The sequence below is a fragment of the bacterium genome (assembly GCA_036382775.1).
GTDB lineage: Bacteria > Hydrothermota > Tepidihabitantia > SM23-42 > JAOAFX01 > DASVHD01.
This window is the reverse complement of record DASVHD010000042.1, coordinates 1-24,602: the sequence shown is the minus strand read 5'-3', so window position 1 is coordinate 24,602 and position 24,602 is coordinate 1. Positions and strand designations below refer to the sequence as shown.

The 24,602-nt window shown below is 48.9% G+C and carries 28 protein-coding genes and 1 tRNA gene; 15 read left to right on the top strand and 14 right to left on the bottom strand.

Features of this window, described 5'->3' with window-relative positions:
- From VF399_11075 to VF399_11065, 3 genes are all read left to right on the top strand, one after another.
- On the top strand, positions 1-963 hold a 963-nt coding region (locus VF399_11075; protein ID HEX7320883.1), incomplete at its 5' end, for a hypothetical protein.
- Positions 964-988: 25 nt separating this feature from the next.
- Positions 989-1,852 carry a HEAT repeat domain-containing protein gene (locus tag VF399_11070; GenBank protein HEX7320882.1) on the top strand — a complete coding sequence of 288 codons (864 nt, stop codon included), beginning with the start codon at positions 989-991 and terminating at the stop codon, positions 1,850-1,852.
- Positions 1,853-1,968: 116 nt separating this feature from the next.
- Positions 1,969-2,349, top strand: a complete 381-nt coding sequence (locus VF399_11065) for a VOC family protein (GenBank protein HEX7320881.1) — start codon at positions 1,969-1,971, stop codon at positions 2,347-2,349.
- A 12-nt stretch (positions 2,350-2,361) separates the two neighbouring features.
- Here VF399_11065 and VF399_11060 read toward each other — a convergent pair whose 3' ends face one another.
- Positions 2,362-2,886, bottom strand: coding sequence for a DUF523 domain-containing protein (locus tag VF399_11060; protein HEX7320880.1), 525 nt, complete (start codon positions 2,884-2,886; stop codon positions 2,362-2,364).
- Positions 2,887-2,975: 89 nt separating this feature from the next.
- Between VF399_11060 and VF399_11055 the strand changes: the two genes are divergently transcribed.
- On the top strand, positions 2,976-5,726 hold the full coding sequence (locus VF399_11055) for a T9SS type A sorting domain-containing protein (GenBank protein HEX7320879.1): 2,751 nt from the start codon (positions 2,976-2,978) through the stop codon (positions 5,724-5,726).
- Between the two features lie 66 nt (positions 5,727-5,792).
- Entirely contained in the window at positions 5,793-6,788 is a 996-nt protein-coding gene (locus VF399_11050) for a radical SAM protein (GenBank protein ID HEX7320878.1), read from the top strand.
- Between the two features lie 169 nt (positions 6,789-6,957).
- Here the strand turns inward: VF399_11050 and VF399_11045 are convergent.
- Positions 6,958-7,031 (bottom strand) — tRNA-Glu (locus VF399_11045).
- Between the two features lie 178 nt (positions 7,032-7,209).
- Between VF399_11045 and VF399_11040 the strand changes: the two genes are divergently transcribed.
- The 8 genes from VF399_11040 to VF399_11005 all read left to right on the top strand — a co-directional run bounded on the left by VF399_11040 (position 7,210) and on the right by VF399_11005 (position 13,485).
- Positions 7,210-7,914 (top strand): glycosyltransferase family 2 protein, encoded by a 705-nt coding sequence (locus tag VF399_11040; protein ID HEX7320877.1) that lies wholly within the window; start codon positions 7,210-7,212, stop codon positions 7,912-7,914.
- Positions 7,915-8,002: 88 nt separating this feature from the next.
- A complete protein-coding gene (locus VF399_11035; protein ID HEX7320876.1) occupies positions 8,003-9,172 on the top strand; it encodes a glycosyltransferase family 4 protein in 1,170 nt (389 codons plus the stop codon).
- Entirely contained in the window at positions 9,156-9,836 is a 681-nt protein-coding gene (gene scpB, locus VF399_11030; GenBank protein HEX7320875.1) for an SMC-Scp complex subunit ScpB, read from the top strand. Before VF399_11035 ends, scpB begins: the two co-directional genes overlap by 17 nt.
- A gap of 3 nt (positions 9,837-9,839) precedes the next feature.
- A complete protein-coding gene (locus tag VF399_11025) occupies positions 9,840-10,499 on the top strand; it encodes a reductive dehalogenase domain-containing protein (protein HEX7320874.1) in 660 nt (219 codons plus the stop codon).
- Positions 10,486-11,025, top strand: a complete 540-nt coding sequence (locus VF399_11020; protein ID HEX7320873.1) for a DUF4416 family protein — start codon at positions 10,486-10,488, stop codon at positions 11,023-11,025. The genes VF399_11025 and VF399_11020 overlap by 14 nt, the downstream gene beginning before the upstream one ends.
- 66 nt (positions 11,026-11,091) lie before the next feature.
- Entirely contained in the window at positions 11,092-11,448 is a 357-nt protein-coding gene (locus VF399_11015; protein ID HEX7320872.1) for a 6-carboxytetrahydropterin synthase, read from the top strand.
- A gap of 125 nt (positions 11,449-11,573) precedes the next feature.
- Complete coding sequence (gene queC / locus VF399_11010) at positions 11,574-12,197, top strand: 7-cyano-7-deazaguanine synthase QueC (protein HEX7320871.1); 624 nt, start codon at positions 11,574-11,576, stop codon at positions 12,195-12,197.
- Positions 12,184-13,485 carry a thymidine phosphorylase gene (locus VF399_11005; protein ID HEX7320870.1) on the top strand — a complete coding sequence of 434 codons (1,302 nt, stop codon included), beginning with the start codon at positions 12,184-12,186 and terminating at the stop codon, positions 13,483-13,485. The genes queC and VF399_11005 overlap by 14 nt, the downstream gene beginning before the upstream one ends.
- A 97-nt stretch (positions 13,486-13,582) precedes the next feature.
- Here VF399_11005 and VF399_11000 read toward each other — a convergent pair whose 3' ends face one another.
- Genes VF399_11000 through VF399_10970 form a run of 7 tightly spaced genes read right to left on the bottom strand, consistent with a single transcriptional unit; the run spans position 13,583 to position 19,455 of the window.
- Positions 13,583-14,560 (bottom strand): beta-ketoacyl-ACP synthase III, encoded by a 978-nt coding sequence (locus VF399_11000; GenBank protein HEX7320869.1) that lies wholly within the window; start codon positions 14,558-14,560, stop codon positions 13,583-13,585.
- Positions 14,557-15,525 (bottom strand): phosphate acyltransferase PlsX, encoded by a 969-nt coding sequence (gene plsX, locus VF399_10995; GenBank protein HEX7320868.1) that lies wholly within the window; start codon positions 15,523-15,525, stop codon positions 14,557-14,559. The genes VF399_11000 and plsX overlap by 4 nt, the downstream gene beginning before the upstream one ends.
- Entirely contained in the window at positions 15,522-15,713 is a 192-nt protein-coding gene (rpmF, locus tag VF399_10990; protein ID HEX7320867.1) for a 50S ribosomal protein L32, read from the bottom strand. Before rpmF ends, plsX begins: the two co-directional genes overlap by 4 nt.
- 20 nt (positions 15,714-15,733) lie before the next feature.
- Positions 15,734-17,539 carry a glutamate mutase L gene (locus VF399_10985; protein HEX7320866.1) on the bottom strand — a complete coding sequence of 602 codons (1,806 nt, stop codon included), beginning with the start codon at positions 17,537-17,539 and terminating at the stop codon, positions 15,734-15,736.
- Positions 17,502-17,822: a hypothetical protein gene (locus VF399_10980; GenBank protein HEX7320865.1), complete on the bottom strand. Its 321-nt coding sequence runs from the start codon at positions 17,820-17,822 to the stop codon at positions 17,502-17,504. Before VF399_10980 ends, VF399_10985 begins: the two co-directional genes overlap by 38 nt.
- Positions 17,810-19,237, bottom strand: coding sequence for an aminomethyl-transferring glycine dehydrogenase subunit GcvPB (gene gcvPB / locus VF399_10975; protein ID HEX7320864.1), 1,428 nt, complete (start codon positions 19,235-19,237; stop codon positions 17,810-17,812). The genes VF399_10980 and gcvPB overlap by 13 nt, the downstream gene beginning before the upstream one ends.
- Positions 19,238-19,260: 23 nt before the next feature.
- Positions 19,261-19,455, bottom strand: coding sequence for a DUF6485 family protein (locus VF399_10970; GenBank protein ID HEX7320863.1), 195 nt, complete (start codon positions 19,453-19,455; stop codon positions 19,261-19,263).
- Positions 19,456-19,705: 250 nt separating this feature from the next.
- Here VF399_10970 and VF399_10965 point away from each other — a divergent pair, with 250 nt between their 5' ends.
- Together VF399_10965 and VF399_10960 are read left to right on the top strand one after the other, a co-directional pair.
- The gene (locus tag VF399_10965) at positions 19,706-20,047 is read left to right on the top strand and encodes a sigma factor-like helix-turn-helix DNA-binding protein (protein HEX7320862.1); all 342 of its coding nucleotides are present in this window, start codon (positions 19,706-19,708) and stop codon (positions 20,045-20,047) included.
- A 46-nt stretch (positions 20,048-20,093) separates the two neighbouring features.
- Entirely contained in the window at positions 20,094-21,002 is a 909-nt protein-coding gene (locus VF399_10960; protein HEX7320861.1) for a serine/threonine-protein kinase, read from the top strand.
- Between the two features lie 20 nt (positions 21,003-21,022).
- Here VF399_10960 and VF399_10955 read toward each other — a convergent pair whose 3' ends face one another.
- The 5 genes from VF399_10955 to VF399_10935 form a co-directional block, all read right to left on the bottom strand.
- Positions 21,023-21,598: a hypothetical protein gene (locus tag VF399_10955; protein ID HEX7320860.1), complete on the bottom strand. Its 576-nt coding sequence runs from the start codon at positions 21,596-21,598 to the stop codon at positions 21,023-21,025.
- A gap of 156 nt (positions 21,599-21,754) precedes the next feature.
- Positions 21,755-21,973 (bottom strand): hypothetical protein, encoded by a 219-nt coding sequence (locus tag VF399_10950; protein HEX7320859.1) that lies wholly within the window; start codon positions 21,971-21,973, stop codon positions 21,755-21,757.
- Between the two features lie 33 nt (positions 21,974-22,006).
- A complete protein-coding gene (locus VF399_10945) occupies positions 22,007-23,263 on the bottom strand; it encodes a DNA methyltransferase (protein ID HEX7320858.1) in 1,257 nt (418 codons plus the stop codon).
- Positions 23,260-23,670, bottom strand: coding sequence for a hypothetical protein (locus VF399_10940; protein ID HEX7320857.1), 411 nt, complete (start codon positions 23,668-23,670; stop codon positions 23,260-23,262). The genes VF399_10945 and VF399_10940 overlap by 4 nt, the downstream gene beginning before the upstream one ends.
- 13 nt (positions 23,671-23,683) lie before the next feature.
- On the bottom strand, positions 23,684-24,340 hold the full coding sequence (locus VF399_10935) for an XRE family transcriptional regulator (protein ID HEX7320856.1): 657 nt from the start codon (positions 24,338-24,340) through the stop codon (positions 23,684-23,686).
- Positions 24,341-24,602 lie beyond the last annotated feature (262 nt).

Here is a 24,602-nt window from a genome sequence, read left to right as displayed (position 1 = left end):
GGTCAGGGCGGCGCCACGACGCTGGGCATGGGCGTTCTCTCGGACCTTGCCGGAAATGACACGTACTGTTTGAATTGGGCCGGGGACAAAAATGCCCTGGGACAGATGCCCGGCTATGGCCAGGGCGGGGCGCTTTCTTTCCGGCATTACCCGTGGCGGAAAAAACTGACCGCCTACGGCGGCATCGGCATGCTCACCGACGCCGGCGGGAATGACTCCTATTCATCCAAAGGCTGGTGCGTACAGGGCGGAAGCTACATAATGTCCCTGGGTGTTCTGCACGACGGCGGCGGCGACGATACCTATTATGCGCAAAGCGGTCAGGGTAGCGGCATCCACGTCACCAATGCGATCCTCATCGACCGCCAGGGGAACGATAAATACGAGGGTGAGTTCAGATGCGGCGGTTCGGGCGGCGACCGGACACCGGGGTTCCTGATCGATTACCAGGGCAATGATACCTATATTTCGAAAACATCTTCATACGGCACAGGCGTAAAACCATTTTCCTATTCGCTCTTTATCGATTACCGGGGTGATGACACCTACATCTGCGGCGAACCCAAGGGGAAGATCACTTTTAACAACTGGGACAGTTTTGGCGGGGTATGGCCTGAATCCGAGCCTTATCTGTGGCCTTACGCGATGTGCCTTGACCTGGCCGGTGCTGACTCTTACCAGGTCCGCAACCGCATGAACAACAGCGAGCGGCACAGTTTCGGCCATGGCATCCATATCGATATGGAATGGCCAAAGGGCGACGTGATCGGGCCGGTCAGCAATCCCTTGCCTTCTTACCGCGCATTCGAAATGCCCGCGGCGTGCCGCTCTTCACGCTACCGCGTTCTGTTCGAGGAACTGACCGATCCGCATTTGTTCGTCCGTTTTGAGGCGGTGGGAAAGATCGTCAACAAGGGTCCTGATATCATTCCCTTTTTAGTCCAGGCTTATCCAGAATTCTAATCACCAGCAGGTTAACCGCGACGTCATGGAATGCATTCATTATTTCTTCACCAACGGCACGCTGACCGGACCGCGCCTGCAGGTCATTGTTCCACTGGTTCATGCCCAAGACGCCGAAGTGCGGCTGATGATCGCTGATGATCTCGGGTTATGGGGAGATGCCTCGGCGGAAAGCCTGCTCACGAATGTTCTGGCAACTGATACCATGCCCGGTGTCCGCCGTTTTGCCCTGCGCTCTTTACTGGAATTAAAGTCCACGCGAGTTCTGCCTCTGGTCCGCCGATTGGTGCTGGATGATCCAAGCGAAGACGTGCGGCGCATCGCGGTGCGCTACTTGAGCCGCGTCCGGGATAACATGGATCCGCGCGGACTGATCGAAAAAGTGGTCAAAACCGATGCCCGCCCGGCCGTGCGGACCGCGGCGGCCGATGGACTCGGCTACCTGAAAGACCCGCTGGCGCTGAAAGCGCTGCGGACCGCGGGCAAGTCGTCCGACGTTTATCTCCAGCGCGCCGTGGGCAAGGCGCTCGCCGACCTGTATCAGGTAGAGGGCATCCAAATGCTGATCAAAACGATGTCTTTCCCCTCGATCGACGCTTTTTACAATTATGACCGCAACGTGCCGAATTATATCATGGCTTACACGAACCACGATCTCCCTGACAGCGTGCGCTACGACCAGAACCAATGGCAGAAATGGTTCAACCGCAACAAAAAGAAGATCGATCTGAAGACCAATGCCGAAGCGTTCCAGAAATTCACCGCCTTGACCGATATGCTGAAGGACTCTACCACGGAGGCGCAACTGCGCGAATACAATGCGCTTTTGCACCAGTACCCCGGTCAGAAGATCATTATTAACCGCATCGCGGCCTTGAAAGACCAATGATTATAAAAACAGTAATCCTTGACTCCCCGTTCCTTCATATAATTCTATAATGATTGAGCGGGACGCAAACGTCAGCGCCATCATTGACATAATAATTTTTTTAGATAAGCTTGAATATGAGCGGTATTGTTTTTTATAAAACAAAAGATATCGATCGGATCAAGGAATTCTATATTTCCAAGATCGGGATGGAGATATGGCTGGAGCAGGCCGACTGCATCATTCTCAAACACGGGAACATGCTCATTGGTTTCTGCAGCCGCCAGGAAACCGAGACCGGCGGCATTATCGCTTTCTTCTACAAAAATACCGACCAGGTGTACGATATATATAAAAAACTACGGCTGGTGGCGCAAGCCGAGCCAACCGTCAATGAAAAGTACAAGATCTACCACTTTTTTGCCAAGGACCCGGACAACCGGACCATCGAATTCCAGACTTTTCTTCACCAGGTCCCGCCGACATCGGATCCGCAGCAAACGCAACTCGATTTCTAGCACATAATAAGTTTATCTTTCTTTAGCACCAAAGAGTTTGGTTAGAAAACGTTCCCGGCATCGGTAAATTTTCAACCGGTTTTCGTCTTCGATCGGCAGTTCCGGAAACCTTTTCACAACCGCGCGGGCGAAAAAGCCCGTGCCTTTTCCCGCCGGCACTGCGCTGTCAGGAGTGGCATAGATTTTAACATCCCTCAGGCCACAGGAAGGCGACCTTGATTTGAGGATGAATCCATCAACGACCGGCAGTGCGCCAAGGATCTCCCGGCATTTTTTTTCCATTCTTTTCGTAACGTCAAGACCTGTTGCCGGTTGGACCAGGCGGTATCCGCCCTTGACCGAAACGATCCGGATCGGATCGCGGGGCACGCCGAGGCTGATCTCGACTTCAGGACAGCACGTGATGAACTTCACCCGTTTTTTTAGTTTCCTTACGAATCCGTCACGGACGATCGAACCGTTGTAGCGGCAGGGCGCAAAGCCAAGGCATTTGCTGACACAGACAACGGGCCGGTGACCGATGCTTTTCGCCGTCACAGCGGATTATAGACCTAATCGCGGCGATGTCAACGCTCATCTTGACAGAATGTGAGTCTTAAGTATACTATACATGGCAAGGAGGAATTATGAAAAAATTATTGGTTTTGCTCATGGCCGGCATTATGCTGAGTGCCGCTACGCTTAAAGAAGACAATCTAACAGGGATTAACATAGAAACCCAAGACGGCATGACCAGGTGCATTACACCGTCGGTCAAAGGTACCGACCGAACCGTTGAAACGAAGGTTTATGACCAGTCGCGGGCTGAAGTGCTGTGGGTGGACCGCAATCACCAGTACGCGATCGCTGAACATATAGCGATCGCGGGCAACGGCATGTTCATCCAGGCCGGCTGGTGGCTGAATGCTAAGCGAACCAGCCTGTACCGGACGCTTGGCAGCAGCACCCCATCCTGGACCTGTCCCATGCCTCTAACCGAATGGTACCTGCCGGTCGACATGTCAGCGTCAGCCGAGGACATCACGGCGGGCGGGGCGAGCGAACCGCTCAACAGTTTTTCAAGCAGCAGCCCGGCGCCTAAATGGCAGTATTTTTTACCGGGCGGATATAAGACCGCCACCGGCGCGCAGGGCACGACCGTGGCGGTCAGCGATAATGGCGCAATCTACGGCGTGGTCGCCAGCAGCGCCGGTATCGGCAAGCTCTTCATACTCAGTCAGGCCGGGGACACGATCCGAACCATCGCCTTCAATCCGAATTCGGGTATCTATGGCCTAGATATCACTGACGACGGGTCGCTATTCTGTGTTTCAACCTATTATGCGATCTATGTTTTTAACATCAACGGGACCCGCCGCGATTCGATCGCCAACTATGGACAGACGCCGGCCAAAATTTCCTCTGTCAACGGCAAGTATCTGGTCACCGGCGATTTCAACGGCCGGGCGTACCTTTATCGCTGGACCGGTAGTGCATATACCCAGATGTGGCAGAACCTGACCGGACATCCCTGGGTCACTGCCCTCGCCATCTCTGACAGCGGCTCGACGATCATGGTCGGCACTTTTAACTATAATTCACCCTACTGGGGCAAAGTTCTGATGTATGATTCTTCCTCCGCGACCCCCTTATGGGAATACACGCAATACGGGGACTATGTCGATGATTGCGCTCTTTCATGCAATGGCCAGCGCGGTGTGGCTGGGTCATGGGGAAGGTATGGCGGCACCTACGGCGACGTGGTCACGGTTTTCAACAAGAGCTCTTCAACGCCCATTTTTCAACTGTTGGATGATATCGATGAGCCGGGTTCGATCGGCTGCGTTGATATATCCAAAGACGGCTCGTTCGTAACGGCCGGCGGCAAGGCGGTGCACGCCCGCGAAATGGGCAACGGCGGCGAAGTCTATGCGATCCGGATCATTGATCCGCTCACCAACGACGTCGGCGTGGTAAGCATTGCCGCTCCGGGCAGTTTTGTGCAAGTAGGGCAGTCGATCGCGCCGCAGGCAACGGTCAAGAACTACGGTTTGGCCTCGGCAAGTTTCAACACCGTCTGCGCGATCTATGATTCGTTCAACGTCATGCTCTATACCGATACCACAGCGGTAAGCAACCTGGCATCGGGGGTCGAGCAGGCGGTCTCTTTCTCGCCCAACTGGACAGTACCGGCGTATGGACGGTATTCAACAGTCGTTTACACTACGCTAGTCGGGGACGCTTTCCACGCTAATGATACTCTAAGAAACAACAGCATCTGTTTCCATGACGGCGCGGTCACGATGATCAGTTATCCGTTCGCCGAGCTAACATTGAATTATTCGCGCTCTCCCTTGGTCACCATCGTGAACAACGGCAGCTATTCGGAAAACATCACGGTGAAATGCGACATCTATGACGAATCCAACGCGATCGTCTATACGGGAACCGGGCAGTCGTACCTGACTCCCTTGCAGTCAGCAACGCTCTGGCTCACACCCGCCTGGACGCCGAACGATACCCAGGTCTACACTTCATATTTTTATACCGATGTGACCGATGATTATAATCGCGCCAACGACTCCATGAACACGAACACGACCGTGACCACCGAGATCATGTACGATGACGGCTTGCTCAATATTTACGGTTATGTATCGGGCAACTACTATGATAACAAATTTGCGAACAAGATGATCCCCTGCCTTGCGGCTCCGTACGATATCACCTGGGCGCGTTTCTACACGAACACGAACGCTCCCATCATCGCGTCGCTGAATGCTGATTCCTCGGGACTACCCGGGCTGGGCGCGTCATATATTATCAGTGGACCTGATACGGTCACGCCGTCAGGGGCCGGATGGGCGGTAAATAACTACAACCCCGTGATCAGCATGACCAACAACAATCCGTTCTGGTTCGTGCTCCACTGGCTCTCCGGTTCACCGGCATCGCCATACGTCGGCATGGACAACACCCTGCCCCGCGACAGTATGTCGTACTGGTACTGGACCGAAAGTTCCAACCCTGGCTGGCATACGTGGACTTCGTATGATTTCATGATGAGAGTGATGACCACGCTGCCGACCGGCATCGCCGATAACTCCGGTACGTCAAACGAGCGGTTCGCTCTATTCACGCCCGCGCCCAACCCCTTTGCCCGCAGCATCAGGATCGCGTTCAATGCGCCGCGGTCAGGTGCGGTCAAAATGAACATCTATGATGCGCTAGGCAGGCTGGTCACCAACCTGTATGACGGGATCGCGGCACCCGGCGTGCACCGTGTTGTGTGGCAGGGCGACGATGCGCAACACCGGCAGCTGAGCGCCGGCATTTATTTCCTGCAGGTGGAATACGAAAAAACGCTGATTAGCAGAAAACTCATCATGGTGCGCTGAGCGCCTGAGACCGATTGTTCGATAAAATATTTTTCTGCGTGCGCGGTTAGCTCCTGAAAACGGCGCATGAAGGAATTTGGATTCCAGTGGCATATTACCAACCTCTGCAACCTGCGCTGCCGCCATTGCTATCAAAGCGATTTCACGGATGATGATGACCTGAGCACCGACATAAACAAGCACATTATCAAGGTCATCTCCGGGCATCTGACAGACCAGGCGATCTCGGTCAATGTAACCGGCGGTGAACCGCTCCTGCGTCCCGACATTTTCGACATCTTCGATCAGCTTGACGATACCGTCAATTTCAAAGAATACAACATTATTACCAACGCGATCCCCCTGAATGAGAAAAAGATCAAAAGGCTGGAGACCTGCACCAAACTCAGGCAGGTAAAGATCTCCCTGGAATGCTCTGATTCGGAATTGAATGACAAGATCCGGGGAAAGGGCAGCTTCAAAAAGATCATGTTCAACTTCGAGCTGCTCAAAAAGCTTTCAACGAAGCAAAAAGTACTGATGTTCACGTTGGGGAGTTACAATTACAGGAGCACGCCGGCGATGCTCGATTTTTCAGAAAAAGTTGGCGCCGACGCGGTTATCCTCGAGCGTTTCGTACCCCAGGGACAGGGCGAAGCCATGAAAGAGCATTTTCTGAAAAAGGAAGAATGGCATGACGTCATCAATGCGGTCATAACTTTTGCCGGTTTGGATGCGCATCCCAATGATCTTATCATGTACCGGGCGTTCTACATTGACCTGAATAAAAATAAGGATGTCCACGGCGCTTTCTGCAACCTGGGCGACGAATCCATGGCGCTGATGCCAAACGCGGACGTATACCCATGCCGCCGTACGCCGGTCAAGATCGGGAATATTCTGTCGGATGATTTCGGCGACATCCTGATCAGACTGAAACTCCTGCGGGAAAGTTTCGACAAGAGCCTGAAAGGCAAATGCGGATCGTGCGCCGTATCTGGATGCATCGGCTGCCGGGCGCTTTCTCACGCGCTCACCGGTGACCTGTACGAGGAAGACAGACAATGCTATTTGGGCAAATGACAATAAAACACTAAATCCGAAATACTAAATACTAAACAATATCTAAATTCAAAATTCCAATTTTCCAAACTCCAACCATATTGTCTTGTTTTTGCTGTAATCCGTAATGTTTAGGATTTAGATATTAGGATTCAGAATTTTCCCCACATTTAGTATAAATGTGGGAGTATAGCGCCAACGGGATTCGAACCCGTGATCTTCGCCTTGAGAGGGCGATGTCCTAACCAACTAGACGATGGCGCCGTGTTTTATTATACAAATAATTAAAGGAGAGTCAACCCCGCACCTTCTTGACCGAAAGTGCCTAAACACCCAGTTGGATTCCCCTCATATTACGGTGCTGGCAGGCTGAATGGAGGGGTGTTCCATTGAAGAAGGTGCGGAGTCGTTGACTTTTGAGTCACTTTTGCTATAATACGGGGTGGGAGAAGTAAACCGCAATCAACACCACTCCGGCCATACATCCTTGCTTTCTGTTATCATTCCCGTCTTTAATGAACGTGAGAATATCACCAACATCGTTGCGGCGGTCAAGAATGTGGCTATCGACAAGGAGATCGTTCTGGTCGATGACTGTTCAACCGACGGCACGCGCGAGATTTTAGAAAAGATCAAGGACTGTAGAGTATTTTTACATGAAAAAAATCAGGGCAAGGGCGCAGCCATCCGCACCGGCCTGGCGCAGGCCAGCGGCAAGATCGTCATCATTCAGGATGCCGATCTTGAGTATTCACCCCGTGAATTTCCGCGGCTGGTCAGGCCGATAGATAGCGATGAAACAAAGGTTGTCTACGGGTCGCGCATGCTCGGCCAGGGCAGTTTTCTAAGATCAAGTTTTCTCGCCAACAAGTTATTGACCTTGCTGACGAACATCATGTTCAATGGACGACTGACCGACATGGAGACCTGTTATAAGGTTATCGACCGCAAGCTGATGCTCGAATTAAACCTGGTCTCATCGCGGTTCGAGATCGAACCCGAGATCACCTGCAAGCTATTGAAAAAAAGGGTCCGGATCACAGAACTGCCGATATCATACCAGGGCCGTAGAAAGGGAAAAAAGATCGGACCCAAGGACGGCCTTCAGGCGATATGGAATATAATCAAATGGAAGATGCACAAATAACAGAATTTAGGAATATGACGAATGATGGCGAATTGCCCGAATATAGCCATTCGTATCATTTGTTATCATTCGTTTCATTCGTAATCACATGAGGGTACTTTTTGTCACGACTGCGTACAAAAGGTATCCGGATGATGTCATAACGCCCTGGATGGTCGAATTTATCCAGCGCCTGCGATCCCAGGACGTCAATGTCAGCGTCTTCACATCTTCTTACAAGGGACTGAAAGATCAGGTCATCGATGGAGTGCCGGTTTACCGCTTCCGGTATTTTTTTAAAAAATATGAACGCCTGACTCACGAGGAGAACGCGGTCGACCGGCTCGGCCGGGGACCGTTGAACCTCGTGCTCAGCTTTTTTTATATTATCTTCGGGTCGCTCGCCATCCTCAAGCTGACCCGGGCGCGCCGGTTCGACATCGCGCACGTCCACTGGCCTTTCCCCCATATTTTATTCGGCCTGATCGCCAGATATTTCGGACGCGTCAAGCTTTTCGCGACGTTCTACGGTCTTGAGATCCGCTGGCTTAAAAAGAAATTCGCACCGCTTGTTCCCTTTTTTTCAGCGCTCATAAACCGCTGCCATGTGGTAACGGCGATCTCCAATCATACCGCAGCCGAGCTTAAGAATATTGTCCGTTATAATATCCCGGTCATTCCCTTCAGCGTTTCCACGCGCTCAAAAACCGGGGCGATCACTGACGACAAGGCCATTATGTTCGCGGGCCGGTCGGTAGAGCGCAAGGGAGCGGACTACCTGATCAAAGCGTTCGCGTCGATAAAAAACGAGATCCCCCATAAGCTGCTCATTGTCGGCGACGGCCCGGAACGTAGCTCCTGGGAAAAGCTTGCGCGCGGTCTTGACCCGTCACACCGCATCCAGTTCACCGGCTGGATCTCGGACAGAGAGATCGGCGACTGCTATCGCACCTGCAGTTTTTTTGTTCTCCCGGCGGTTTATGATAAGCACGGCGATACCGAGGGGCTGGGTGTCGTCATGATCGAGGCGATGTCCTATGCCAAACCTGTCATTGCCTCAAATGTCGGCGGTATTACGGACGTGGTCGAAGACGGCGTCAACGGATTCCTGGTCCCGCCTGCGGAGGTCACGGCGCTGGCACAGGCGATCAAAAAACTCGCGCTTAACCCGTCGCTTTGCCAGCAGATGGGCCGGGCCGCAAAAAAGATCATTGACGACAAGTTTAATTGGGATAGAATTACGGGAAGGATGAAATCGCTCTATGAAGAATATAATTGAAGCATTATTGATCTCCACGGATACGCCTTTAGGCATTGACCGGATCATCGAGATCCTCAATATTTCCAAGGAAGACATCCAGAAATACATCGATGAATTGAACAGGGAATACCAGGCGTCGGACCGTGCCTTCGAGATCAAGGAAGTCGCCGGCGGCTACCAGATCTACACGCTCCCGCAATACGCTCAGTGGGTGGCTGAGCTGCACAAACGAAAGGAAAAATTATCCAGGGCGGCATTGGAAACACTGGCGATCGTGGCCTATCACCAGCCCATTACCCGCGCTGAAGTCGAGAAAACCCGCGGTGTTGACTCCAGCTGGATCCTGGAAAGCCTGCTCCAGAAAGGCTTGATCAAGACCAGCGGACGGGTGCAAGCGCCGGGCCGGCCGATCAAGTACGCCACAACCAACGAATTCCTGAGATACTTCGGCATAAACAGCATCGCAGACCTGCCTAAGGAAGAAGAATTCGGAGAAAACATCGGACCGGCCTCGCCTGAAGCCGGTCCTTATATTAACGCCGAAAAGACCGGACCCGTCATCCACACCGACCTGACGGTCGATGATGGAGAAACACCCGAAGACACACAACAAACCGCGCCCGACCAGAAGACCGCTCCTGAGGCCGACGATGAAGACAAAGACCTTGGTGAAACGCTTTGAGCCATGGGTAACATCCAGAATATCAAAGCAATAATCCGCGAATATCTGGACCGCAGCGGCGTAAGCCTGGTCGGCTTCGGTACAGTCCCGTCCGGCAAGCTTGAGGTCCTTGAGATCAAAGAAGACCTCCCGCGCGCCGTCGTTTTCGGGTTTCGTCTTTCCAAAACGGTCCTTGAGACCATAGCTGATAGACCGACCCTCATTTACAAACATCACTACAAAACCGTTAACTGGCTGCTTGATCAGACGTCATACCATCTCGCCAATCTCATTGAAAACCGCGGTTACCGGGCGCTGGCCATACCGGCGTCACAGGTTGTTGACTGGATCCATCACAAAGGGCATATCTCTCACCGCCATCTGGCCGTGGAAGCTGGGCTGGGACACATGGGGCGGAGCGGTCTCGTGATCAGTCCGAAGTACGGAGCGCAAGTCAGGTATACCTCGGTCCTGACCGACCTCCCTTTTGACGCTGACCCAAAAGCAAATTCTTCCTGCGGTTCCTGCATGAAATGCATCGCCGCGTGCCCGGCTCAGGCAATAGACGAAAAGGGCATAGACATGACTAAATGCTACAACAAGCTTGATGAATTCGTCAAGATCAGGGGAATAAGCCAGCATATCTGCGGCATCTGCGTCAGGGTTTGCGATGGGAGTGATTAAAGAGCCGCAGTCCGTGGTCCCCGTCGTTGGTCTTATCTACACTAAGGATTTCAATATCGAAGAACTGCATGAGCACCTCGCCGGACATATCGGCGCGGTCAGTTTAAAAAGCGAGCCACTGCCCTTCACCCATACAAGATACTATAATAATGAAATGGGTCCTGTCCTGACGCGGCAATGGCTGGCGTTTGACGCGCTCATAAAACCCGATGAACTTGCCGCGCTAAAATTATGGACCAATGAACTGGAGGAAAAAACCCTCAATGACCGCGAAGGCCGCATGGTCAATATCGACCCGGGTATTATCACCTTAAGCAGCCTTATCCTGGCTTCCACGAAAAACTATTCCCACCGCATTTATCTATCGGGCGGTATCTACGCTGAAGTGACGCTTATTTATAAAGACACCCATTTTAATTATCTGGAATGGACCTACCCGGATTACCGCGAGGAAGCAACGCTTTTATTTTTCAGCGACGTACGGGAACTGCTAAAGAATAGTCTTAAGGAAATTCATGACAATTAATAGAAACAAATCCTCCGGTGTCCCCCTTTTACCAAAGGGGGACATCGGAGGATTTTAGGAGGAAGCATGTTTGAGCTGTCGGTTCAGGGTTCTTTTTCCGCGGCGCACAGGGTTAGGGGCTATCATGGCGACTGCGCCGGGATCCACGGGCACACTTACCGGATAGAAGCCCGGATTAGGGTTGGGAAACTGGACAAGATTGGCATGGCTCTTGATTTCCATAAGATCAAAGCGCAGCTTGACTCGATCCTGAAAAGGTTAGACCATAAGTCCCTCAATGATCTGACCTTTTTCAAGAAACACAACGCCACGGCCGAGTGGATCGCGGTTTATATTTTTCGGGATATCAAGAAGAAAACCAAGGCTGTCCACTCCATAACCGTTTGGGAAGGACTGGCCAATTCGGTCACTTATTTTGAATAGCGAATATGGGGTCAAATCTTAACATTTTACATAGATGCGAAAAAGAGACAATAAATTAAACCGATAACAAAGATATAAATATGAAAACGGCGCGGACTACTGTCAAGAATGTAAAATGTAAAGATTTGACCCCAAGCATTGTCCTGCTTTCCGGCGGGCTGGATTCGACGGTCTCAGCCGCGGCCGCGGTAAAAAAGACCAAAGTGCTTTTTGCCCTGACTTTTGATTATGGCCAGCGGGCGGCCCGCATGGAGATCCAGGCGTCAAGAAAGATCTGCCAAGCGTTGAAGATAAAACTCAAGGTCGTCAAGCTCCCGTTCTTTCAGGAATTCAAGAAATGCCGTTTGTTAAAATTTAACCATTCACCAATCACCAATCATCTATCCGGTTTGTGGCTGCCCAACCGCAATGGCCTGTTCATCAACATTGCTGCGTGTTATGCCGATTATTACGGCGCTGACGTAATCGCCACGGGCTTCAATGCCGAGGAAGCGCGGCAGTTCCCGGATAATTCACGCCAGTTTATCCGGTCAATGAACCAGACCCTGGCATACAGCACGCTGAAAAAAGTCAAGGTGGTCAGCTATGTCGCGGATCTTGCCAAAAAAGAGATCTACCGCCTGGGTTTGTGGAATCAAGCGCCGCTTGCGCATGTTTATTCCTGCTACCTGGGCGGTAAAAAGATGTGCGGGAAATGCGCTTCATGCCGAAAACTGTTAAAGGCGAAAAAAGACAATGATATATATTAACCCGGTCGAACTGATCAGGAAAAAACGGAACGGCGGCCGGCTTACAGACGCGGAAATGGAATTCTTTGTTGCCGGCTACACGCGGGGCGATATCCCGGATTACCAGGTTTCATCGCTGCTTATGGCGGTATATTTCAGGGGGCTGGATCCCAGAGAGACCGCCAGCCTGACCCGGGCGATGATAAGGTCCGGTGAAACGTTTGATCTTTCGGATATTAGAAAACCCAAACTCGACAAGCATTCAACGGGCGGCGTCGGTGATAAGGTTTCGCTCGTCCTGGCGCCCCTTATTGCCTGCTGCGGCATCTGCGTGCCCATGATCTCAGGCCGGGGACTCGGGCATACCGGCGGCACGCTTGACAAACTTGGATCGATCCCCGGGTTCCGCACTGATCTGACGGCCAGAGAATTCATCAGCCAGTTGAAAAAAATAAGCGTCGCCATGATCGGCCAGACTGAAAAGATCGCTCCAGCCGACAGAAAGATCTATGCTTTAAGGGATGTCACGGCGACCGTCGATTCGATCCCACTCATCTGCGCGAGCATCATGTCCAAGAAGCTGGCAGAGGGGCTTGACGGCTTGGTCCTGGACGTGAAATTCGGCTCGGGCGCGTTCATGAAAGAGTACGGTTCAGCAAAAATCCTTGCCCGGACTTTGGTCAGGACCGGCAAAGCGGCCGGAATTAAAGTGACCGCGGTCCTGACCGACATGAACAATCCGCTGGGCGAATACGTAGGCAATTCCCTGGAGGTCATGGAAACTATCGAAGCACTCAAGAGCAATGGACCTGCCGATCTCATGGAACTTACCCTTGTGCTGGGTGAGGAAATGCTAAAGATGGCAAAGATAAAAGGCGGCAGAAGGCTGTTGCTCGACAAGATCGCATCCGGCGACGCCCTGGATAAATTCCGGGATGTTATCCGCTGTCAGGGTGGCGATACGAAGGTCATTGCTGATCATTCCCGCTTGCCCATGGCGCGGAAAGCCGCCATGATCAGAGCAAGGAGTAATGGCTACGTGCATGCCATCGATAATCATCGCATTGGCACTGCATTAGTAAGGTTGGGCGGCGGCAGATCAAAAAAAGAGGATAAAATCGACCCGGCCTGCGGGTTTAAGATCAATAAAAAGATCGGTGATCGCGTAAAAAAAGCTGATATTTTGATCGATATTTATTCAAACAACAGGGGAAAAGCTGCTGCAGTAAAGGAATTGCTGAAAAATACCTACACCATAAAAGAAAAACCCTGCAAACATAAACGTCTTATCAGGGAAATAATATATTAAATGTGTTGGTGCTTGATATTTTGAATTTTGTATTTGGATATTGTTTAGGATTTAGATATTAGTATTTAGTATTTAGTATTTGCGATTCTATCCCGCTTTACCAGCGCACCAGCACGCCGGCCCAGGTGAATCCGGCGCCGAATGCAACCATCAGAACAAGGCTCCCGCTTTTTACTCTTCCGCTCTTTACAGCCTCATCCAGGGCGAGTGGTATCGAGGCGGATGAAGTGTTTCCGTATTTATCAATGTTAATAAAAACCTTGTCCATCCCCAGTTGCAGGCGCTTCGCGGTTGCTTCGATGATCCTGATGTTCGCCTGGTGAGGAATCAGCAGATCAATTTTTTCGGGCGGGATATTGGCTAGCTTCAATGTCTGCAATGAAGCGTCGATCAGGGCTCTGGTCGCGAATTTAAACACTTCATTGCCTGCCATTTTTATAACATGGAGCTTCTCATCAACGGTTTTATGCGAAGCAGGCATCCGGGAACCGCCCGCAGGCTGATACAATAGTCTCCAGTCAGCTCCGTCAGCCGCGAAATATGAAGCCAGTATGCCGCGGTTTTCTTCATTCCCTTTTTTGAGCACGACTGCGCCCGCACCGTCACCAAAAAGAAAACACGACGTGCGGTCGGTATAATCAGTTATTTTTGTCAATGTTTCCGCGCCGACGACCAGGACATTATCAATACCGCTTTTAACCAGCGACTCACCAACACCCAGCGCGTACAAAAAACCGCTGCAGCCGGCAGTCACGTCAAATGACATGATCTTCCTGGCGCCGATCCGTGACTGTATAAGACAAGCGGTTGACGGAAATGGCATATCGGGTGTCGCCGTGCCGACAACGATCGCCCCCACGTCCACCGCTGTTATTTTTGCACCCTCCAGCGCACGTTTAACCGCGATAACCGCTAGATCGCTGGTCGTTGTCTTCTCGTCGGTGACGTGCCGCTCGACAATACCCGATCGTGTTCTGATCCACTCGTCGGTCGTATCGATGATCTTTTCAAAATCAGCATTGGTCAATATTTTTTCCGGAACATACGCCCCGATACTGGCAAGATATGGTCTCATTTTATGGTTCTCTTTTTTATTTCCTCGATGATATTGGAATCACCGCACGCCTTTGCCATCTTAATGGCATTTTTCAGCGCCATCGGTGAAGAGCGGCCATGGCATACGATCACTACTCCATCTACGCCCAGAAGGATGCCGCCCCCGTATTCTTCATAACTGAACTTGGCTTTCAGGTCTTCCACTGCGGGTCTAACCAGGAACTGCCCGAACCGGCCGCGTCTCGCGCCATCAACCGTTTCTTTGAGCATGCTCCAGATCGTGCCGACAATGCCTTCGGTCAGTTTGAGCACGACATTTCCCGTAAAACCATCGGTCACGATAACGTCAGCAAAACCCTTCATGATATCATTGCCTTCGATGTTCCCGATGAAATTAACGCGGCTGTCTTTAAGGATCTGGTATGCTCTCTGCCGCACCTCGTCGCCCTTTACGCTCTCCGTACCGATGTTCAAGATGGCGATCTTCGGGTTTTCCCGATTGAAAACGATCGACGCGAAGATCGAACCCATAATACCGTAATTCAGGTAATCCTCGGGCTTGGGTTTGATATTGGCACCCACGTCGATCAACGCCGAATAACCGGATTCGGTGGGAAAGGTGATCGCCAGGCCGGGCCGCGAAATCGTCTCAACGGTCCCCAGCGAGAGCATACTGAAGCCCATTATGGCCCCGGTATTTCCGGCGCTGACCAGGGCGTTGATCTCTTTTTGTTTCAGTAACTTGAATAATATTCCCAGTGAAGAATTTTGCTTCTGCCGGACGGCTACCGTTGGGATCTCGTGCATACCGACGACCTCGTCCGCGAGACGGAATTCATATCCCAGGCGCTTCACTTCACTCTCACAATCGCCTTTGCCAACGACAACAAGCTCGTAAGAACCTTCTTCTTTCAACAGGGTAAGCGCCTCGAGTTCATTTTTCGGTCCCACGTCAGTTCCCATCAGATCAAAACCGATTTTCAAGTTGCTTCCTTTTCTTCCGGAGCCACGATTATCTTGTCCTTGTAATATCCGCAATTCGGACATACGCGATGCGGCAGTTTAGGACTGTGGCACTTCGGACATTCGATATAATTCACCGCTGACAGCTTGAACTGGGAACGCCTTTTGTTCTTGCGCGCGTGTGAATGCCTTCTTTTTGGTAGGGGCATGATTCCTCCTCAATATATTTTCATTTGCTTCCGTTCGGGTACATGTTCAAAGCGGCAAACCAACGGTTGAGCGATTCTATCCTTTTCTTCTTCTCGTCGGGCAGCGCGAACGGTCGTCCCCGGCAATCAATGATCAGCCCGACTATTCCGCCGGTCAGCGTTGAATCAACGACCTTGCCTTTTCCGCTTCCGACGTCAAAGCCTTTTTCCGGATGCATAATGACTTTTGCTTTCTGTTCAAGCGCCAGCGGCACCAGTGATATTTCGCCAAATTTCATGTTCTTCTCGATCACTTCTCCGTTCTCGATCTCGATCCGCGTTTTAACCACGGGCGCGTTTTCTTTTCCCTCACCCACGGGAGCGATGCAGTATCCAAGCGGTATCAGACAATCCTTGTCGAACACATCGGTCGCCGACTGCTCATGAACGGTTGACAACACACCCAGGTGGGGCATCATGAATATCGAATCGACCGCGAGCCGCGTTAAACCCTGCGGCAGAAATGCATCGATCATCATCAGCGCGGCCTGATTCCGGCGCGGCGCGTGAGATAATATGCCGCCGGAGCCGATCAGGATGTTCAATGCCATGAGGTCGATCAATGTCTCGCCGGTCATGGACTGGACAAACGTATCAGAGATCGTCCGTTCCTGCTGGACGCCCTTCAGTCCAACCGCCATTGACTTGTGCTGTTCAAAAGCGAGCCTTAGAGCTTCCCGGGCGATCGCCTGTTCGATCTTCAGATCTTCCTGCGTATGGGGTATGGTCGTTGGTCTAATCATTTTATTCCTGATCCGGTTTCGCAGGTCGCGTTCATCAAGTTCAAAAGGCAGCCAGCGGATTATATTCTCAATGCCTGTCTCGGCGAGGACATTGCTGATAGAATACGACATCCCCAGGTTGGCGCTGACGGTCCGGTTGAAAATGTTCTGGAACACTGAAAAAACGTCGGTTGTGGCGCCGCCGATATCCACACCGATGGCGGTGATATGCTGTTTCCTGGCGACCGTTTCCACCATCAGACCTACGGCGCCAGGGGTCGGCATGATCGGAGTATCGGTCATTTCCATTAGATTTTTGTACCCCGGCGCGTGCGCCATGACGTGCTCCATGAACTGGTCATGGATCTTGTGGCGGGCAGGGTTCAAATTCTCCCTTTCCAGCACCGGTCTCAAGTTTTCCACGATCACGAGAGCCGTGTTTTCCTGTAATGTCTTTATAATGATGTCGCGTGCATCCTTGTTCCCCGCGTAGATCACGGGCAACTGGTATCCCGCGCCAAAGCGCGGTCTGGGATCAGCGGCTTTTATCAGTTCGGCAAGCTCAACGACATGCGAAATGGTCCCGCCATCAATACCGCCGGAGAGCAGGATCATATCGGGACGTAGATTCCTGATCCGTTCGATCTTTTCATGCGGCAGCCGGCCGTCATTGGACGCGATGACATCCATGACGATCGCACCCGCGCCCAGCGCAGCCCGCGCCGCGCTTTCAGCGGTCATTGTGAGTACCACCCCGGCAACCATCATCTGCAGGCCACCGCCGGCAGATGACGTTGACACGTAAAAATCAACGCCTTCATTGCCTTTAACTTCTTTTATCACTTTTTCGCCATCGAGGATCTTGACATTTCCCAGTTCTTCGACTTCCCGGACCGCATTGAGAACACCCTTGGTCACATCCTCGAACGGAGACTCCACGGTCGTCGGCGCCTCGCCGCGCACGATAAGACGGTATTCCTCGCCTCTTTTTTCGATCAGGATCGCTTTCGTGGTCGTGCTTCCGCAATCAGTGGCGAGAATTCTTGTCGGCTCTTTTTTGATCATTCGTTTCCTCCTCGAGACGTTCGATCTCGCATATCAATGCTTCAATGTTCTTCCGGTCTTCCAGCATGACCGTGATCTCCTCGTATTCACGGAAAGAAAAAAAGGCGCGGTAAAAAGGCTGCATAAAGATCATGAATTGATTGGCCAGGAAGGAAAGCGGCTTTGAGGATTCGAGCATAACGATGGCCACGGGCGCCAGCCGGTAATCAATGATCTTCCGGGCGATCTTGTTCATCAGAAATTTCTTGCGTTCCTCGGTTACTTCGAATTTTATTTCTTCCATCGGATAGTGAGCTCCTTCACCGCCTTGACCTCGTCCAGCCTGCGCACCGGTGTCATACGAGGGGCGGATTTAAGGGCAGCAGGATCCTGCTTGGCTTCGCGGGCGATCTGTATCATCGCCGCGATGAAGCGGTCCATGGTTTCCCTTGACTCGCTTTCGGTCGGCTCTATCATCAGTGCCTCGCTGACGATCAGCGGAAAATAGACCGTCGGTGCATGGAACCCGAAGTCAAGAAGACGTTTGGCGATATCCAGTGTTTTAACGCCCAGGTCCTTAAAAGCGCGGCCGGACAGAACCCCTTCATGCATGCAATATCCCTCATAAGGCAGTTGATAATCTTCTTTTAACGACTGGATAATATAGTTCGCGTTCAAAATGGCGGCTTTGGATATATTCCGCAGGTCCTCCTCGCCGATCATTCTCAGGAAGACATAAGCCTTTACCATGACCAGGAAATTTCCGTAGAATGAGTGGATCTTGCCGATCGAATCCGGACGGTCGTAATCGAATCCAAAGATGCCTTTCTGTTCCCTGATCAATGGGACTGGCAGGAACGGTTCCAGGATTTTGGTGACCGCCACCGGTCCGGACCCGGGGCCGCCGCCGCCATGGGGAGTGGAAAAGGTCTTATGGAGATTGAAATGCACGGCATCAAAACCGACATCGCCGGGACGGACGATCCCGAGGAGCGCGTTGAGGTTCGCGCCATCCAGATACACAAGACCGCCCCGCTCGTGGACAAGCTTGGTTATTGGCAGGATATTTTTCTCGAACAAACCAAGTGTGTTGGGATTGGTGAGCATCAAACCCGCGGTTTCGGCGGTCATCAGCTCGTTGAACTTGGCCATATCGACCAGACCACGCCCGTCAGACGGCAGGGTGACCGGCTTGAATCCGCTGAAATTGACGCTTGCGGGGTTTGTCCCGTGAGCCGAATCAGGGACCAGGATGAATTTCCGCGCTTCTCTCTTTTTATTGAAATAGGCCTTGAACATACTGATCGCGGTGAATTCACCATGAGCGCCGGCCGCCGGCTGCAAGGTCACGGCATCAAGATTGACGATCGCCTTAAGACTATCACCCAGTTCATGCATCAGCCGCAAAGCGCCCTGGATCGTCGACGCCGGCTGGAACGGATGAAGTGCCGTAAACCCGGGCATTGCGGCCGCTTCTTCGTTGATCTTGGGATTGTATTTCATCGTACACGAACCCAATGGGTACAGGTCCCGGTCGACATGATGGTTTAAACTCGACAGGTTGACAAAATGCCGCATGATCTGAGGTTCGCTGACCTGTGGCAGCTCCGCCGGCCGCCGCCGACGGAATTCATCAGGAATGACCTTATCCGGCACATCGTTGCGCGGGAAACTCGCTCCGCGCCGGCCATCCTGGGACATTTCGAATATCAATTCCATTTCCGGGGATATGGTTACGGGCGTTACCGCCCCTGCGTTTTTATGAACCGGTCAAAGGACCGGTCATAGGTCAGTTCCACCTCGGTCGGGAAACAACACGCGGGGAGTTCATTCATATTCAGATGATATCTCAAGCAATCGCAGCAGCGTCCTTTGCGCGAGCAAGGATCGTAGGTGCAGGTGCAGTTCTTTAAATTATGCTTGGAATTGCATTCCATGACCAATATTATACATAAAATAGCTATAAAGTCAATCCCAGTGTTGAGGATTGCGAGAGGGTGGGGAGTATGATCGTGTCATTTGGTAGGAAGTGGACTGAAAGGGGTCTAAAAGTACACCAGTTTGGCAATTAAAAGTAAAGCGAGGTAACATACTTTACTTTTATACCCCTATTTCGCCAAAGTAAAATTTGGTTAAAAATTTTACTTTACCCCTTGACTTTTTATGATTTATGTCTATACTGTCATCATGAGTAAGTTTATTAAAGCAGAAGAAGTTTTTAAGGATTTGTCAGACAGTACAAAAGACATGATATTTAAATTAGCTGCGGGCAAGGTGGTCTATTTTCCAAAGAATCAGGATAAGATGCCCCTGGATCATGATCAAATTTGTATCAAATATGCCAATCCCAATCGATCTTATGAGGATATCGGCGAGGAGTATGGATTATCGAAAATGCGAATCTGCCAGATTATAAAGGAAGAACGAAGGCGGTATTCGGAGGAACGGGTGAAATATTGGAAAGGTCAAGGGATGTCGTTGAGGGGAATTGCGAAGTTGTTTAAAAGATCGCATGAGGCGGTGAGATGAATTTGGAGATAGAAAGTAGAATGATAATAAGTTAAGGAGGAAAAGCATGGCAATAGAAACATATCAGTTATATTATCCCCCTTTTGAAGGGGGATTTTGTAGAGTATTTAAAGCAAGTCGGAATGATAAACCAGGAAAATTTTTTGCGATCAAAATGCCCAAGGACGAAAATAATCCGGAACATATAAAGGCCTTAGAGCGAGAGCTTAAGGTTTTATTGAGAATTAAACATCCCAATATCATTAAATTAATATCATCTAATTTGAATCATAAACCACCATTTATTGTTTTGGAATATCTATCAGGTGGTAATTTGAGATCGAGGGTTGGTAAATTAAGCTATGAGGAGACAGTTTTTGTATTATGTAGAATAAGTAGTGCTCTTGGTGCATTTCATCAGGCAGGAGGATTTCATAGAGATGTCAAACCAGAAAATATTCTCGTTAACAATACCGGCGATGTTATCTTGGCTGATGTGAATATTGCAAACGTTCCTTCAAATACATCAAAATTGACACGTTCAATTGGAGGTACAGATGGCTATATTGATCCGTGGTTAGATAATCAATCCTTCGATTCTAAGGCGGATATTTTTTCTTTAGGTATTACAATAATTGAATTACTGACGGGGGAAAATCCCATATTGCGGAAATGTAAAGATGGCATTATTCTTAATATTTCAGATTTACCAATAGATAATAAGGAACATAAAAAAGCCTTTTTCAGACTCATTAAGGCAATGATATCCGGTAATAGAGAGTTAAGGCCAGATGCTGATACGGTTCAACAATATTCTATGGCACTTTTAAATAGCGGACCATTACCCTTATTGCCAACGCCAAAGATTTCTCAAAAATCATATTCAAAACCACCTTCTATTACAGGAATTCTTGTTGTAGGTGCATTTGCTATATTATTATTTGTTGGTATCGCGGCATTATGTCGCAGAAGATAATTTTATATTTCAAAGCCGGCTCATTTATTTTGACTGATTACTATAACATAGTTTTTTAATTTATGAATAGCTCGATTTTCAAAAAGATCAAGATGATAGTTTTTTATTTCTTTCTTCAAATTTTCCATTCCATTAGGCCCTAACCATATCTTCTGATCTTCAGTAATATTTTTTGATCTAGCTATTTGCCAATACAGGGAATCCTTCGCAGCTTTTAAGAAAAAATAATAATATAAATATGCAACCACTATGAAGTTACCGATAGCACAAATAATTGGCACTATAATGCAAGAAATAATAAGATATAGAATCCAATTATTAGATGATGTTTTATTCATAAACATCAAAGTAAAATTACCCATTGAAGATAGTCCTAATAATATTAAGCCAAAGATAACCTCAGCTTTTTGTTGCAATGCTGATTCAACAAGTTTCCAGCGAACGCCAAAGAAAGTTCCCATGCGTTCCCATAGCGCACCACAACCCAGCGTACGTAATATTGGGAATCCGGTTGTTGCAAAACTACGCGATAAAAACCAAACACAACAAATATTAAAACTAGTTGTAAGTGATATCAATATTTCATAAGCGGTCATATTTTTTAGAAGGATGAGAGGCTGCTAATATCATGGTTCTATCCTTAGATTTGACTAAGTGACAATATCGTGTATAAAAAATCTGCGGTCAGCAGTAGTCCACCCTCTATCCATAAATATTCAAGGGATATTATTCCTTTGAGTTGAATTTGAATTTTAGATATTAGACAATGCGATTATTAGGTCTTTGAATTCTTTAGCGGTAATACAAAAATCAGCATCTGCACCTTCGGCAGCTATTTTCAATTTATTATCAGGGCTGAAGTAGAATTCCACAATCTGGTCTTTATTGTTTACGATTAGTCTTTCAACTCTATCTGTATTGATTCTGATATCCCCATCCGGTGTTTTCAAAATGATCCATCGTTGCGTCATAATGACCTCCTTTTGAGGGAACTATTCCCTCGTTTAGTCAATAGGTTTTTTCTTATATAGAAGATCTTCGACTTTTACTAATTTGATATCTATCTTCCCTTCATTTTTTAAACGAGCGACTTCTTCACGGGCGCCCTTGCCAAAACTGAAAGCTATTACATATCCTTTTTTATATTTTGCTCTCTGAAGGGCAGATACAAAATTATCAATAACATTTCGTCCAATGTCGTCAGATTGTTTGACTTGGATGCCTGCCTCTCCATGATAAAGATTTGGCTGTAAATATCCATCCAAACCCATATCGCCCACTTTCTTATGACTGTGCCGAGCCCCCATTTCATTAATGACCCAGTTTTGGAATTCAAAAGGTTTTAATTTTTTTAGTTGATTAATAGTTTTAGGCGCACCAATAATAATATAATCTTTTCCTTCTATTATCGGAGCAACCTGAAAACCAGTTGCTCTCATTCCGATTTCAAATCGTTCTTTTATTACCTTAATTGAAGTAGGTGAGATATCTATGCCTATCCATTTTCGGCCCAATCTTTGGGCTACAGCAATGGCTGTACCACATCCACAGAAAAAATCAGCTACAACATCATCCTTATTAGAAGACGCTTTTACTATTTTTTCTAAAAGTGCTTCTGGTTTTTGGGTGGGATAGCCAACCCGTTCCTTGGACATTGCATTTATTGTGGCTATATACCATGTATCGGAAGGTAATACTTTATCTTTAGGGATCTCAGATTGTGTTCCTTCTCTGTGATGTACTAATGCACCCTTGTATTTAACGCGGGTTTTTGCGCTTTCAGCTGCTAATGTATGATCATCAAGAACATCTAAATAGTTAAACGTCCAAATATCGGATTTTGTGTAAAACAAAACAGTATCATGTTTATGGCTCCATTGAAATTTACTTCTTCCACCCCAAGAATACCACCAAATGATTTCATTTCTAAAATTTTTCTCCCCAAAAATATCATCCATCATAATGCGTAAATGAGCATTAGCATGCCAATCGCAATGTAAATAGAATGAACCGGTCGATTTCAAGACCTCCCACATTAATTGAGCTCTTGGTTTCAACCAGCCAATATAATGTTCTATTCCACCTTCCCATCGATCTTCAAAACTGCGAGTTTCAGCTTCATCGCCCCATATAACTTCATATTGTTTGTGTGTGAAAAAAGGAGGATCGATGTAGATCAGATCGACGCTTCCCTTTGGGAGTTTGGCAAGCTCCTCAAGGTTGTCGCCGCAGATGAGTTTGTTTTGGATGTAATTATTCATTCGGTCACGATCATTACATTGCCATATGTGGCAGAAGTTTCAGACGATTTGATTATTGTATTTTCTTTTAGAATGTCCACACGAAGGGTCCCTTTGGTTGTTTCTTTTTGAAAAGATACGCTAACAACTTTGGCAATAACTGAATATTGAGTAGGGAGAACGCCTTCAACACTTTGGGTTGTAGTCGAACCATTATCGAGAGTCGCCGCATAAACACCGTTGAATTTAAGACCAGGCGTACCAGTTAATTTTATGGTGAATTGAGATTCGTTTTTAATCTGTTTCATGAAACCTTCAGGGTTAGATAGAAAAGCGATGAGTAATAATACACCAATTATGCCGATCACAACCAAGACCCAAGGCGGTATTGCCATAGATTTTTTTTGTTCTTGATTTATTTGGTCCATATAAACCTCCTAATTATTTATATTTTACAATCTTAAAAATAACTTTGCCGATGAGGGTGCAGTCGGCGTCGCCGGTGACGAGGATGGGTTCGTAACGGGAATTGCGGGGCTGGAGGATGAAGCCTTTGTCGTCAGGCAGGGGGATGCAAATCTTGATAGTGGTGCCGCCCTGGTGTCGGAAGATGCCAACTTCGCCCTTCCTTATTTCAAGATCATTGGGGTTGACCACTACAATATCACCTTCGAATAGATCGGGTTCCATGCTTCTACCCGTAACCTTCAAGCCGAAGGCATTTTTAGGTACGCCGGGGATGTAAAAGTAGGCCCGGATCTCATCGTCCAGGGGCATCTCCGGATAGCCAGCCGGGACGTCGTTGATAATGGGCATGGCTGGGTACTTGATTTCCGCTCCGTATTCTGCTTTGGAATCAGCTGCAATCACCGGCAGGTCTTTATGTTTGCCTTCGCCGGTTAGAAGCCATGTAGGATCTATATTAAATACTTTCGAAATTTTTACTAATGCCTCATGGCCAATTCCTTTTTTTTGCCCACGGATGCCTTTTTCAATATCACTTATTGCACCAGAAGACAATCCAACCCGTATACCAAACTCATGTTGGGAAAGATTTTTAGAAATTCTTATTTTCTTGATCCTTTCACCAATTCCCATAGTTCACTCTAAATTGTTATCTTACCCCTTGACAAACTCTAAATTTAGAGTATAATCTTATATGTTTGAATACCAGAGACCCATAGAAGCGCGAAAAACCGAGACTTTTAAGGGTAAAGAGGGGTTTGGCGCTTCTATTTTTTTTGAAACAATACCCGCAAAAGGCGGGAAAGGAGAATAAGATGGTGGCAAAAGACAAAATCAAACCGGCAGACAAAGCAGCGAAGCCCTTGAAAAATAAAGTCATGCTCGACGCCATAGA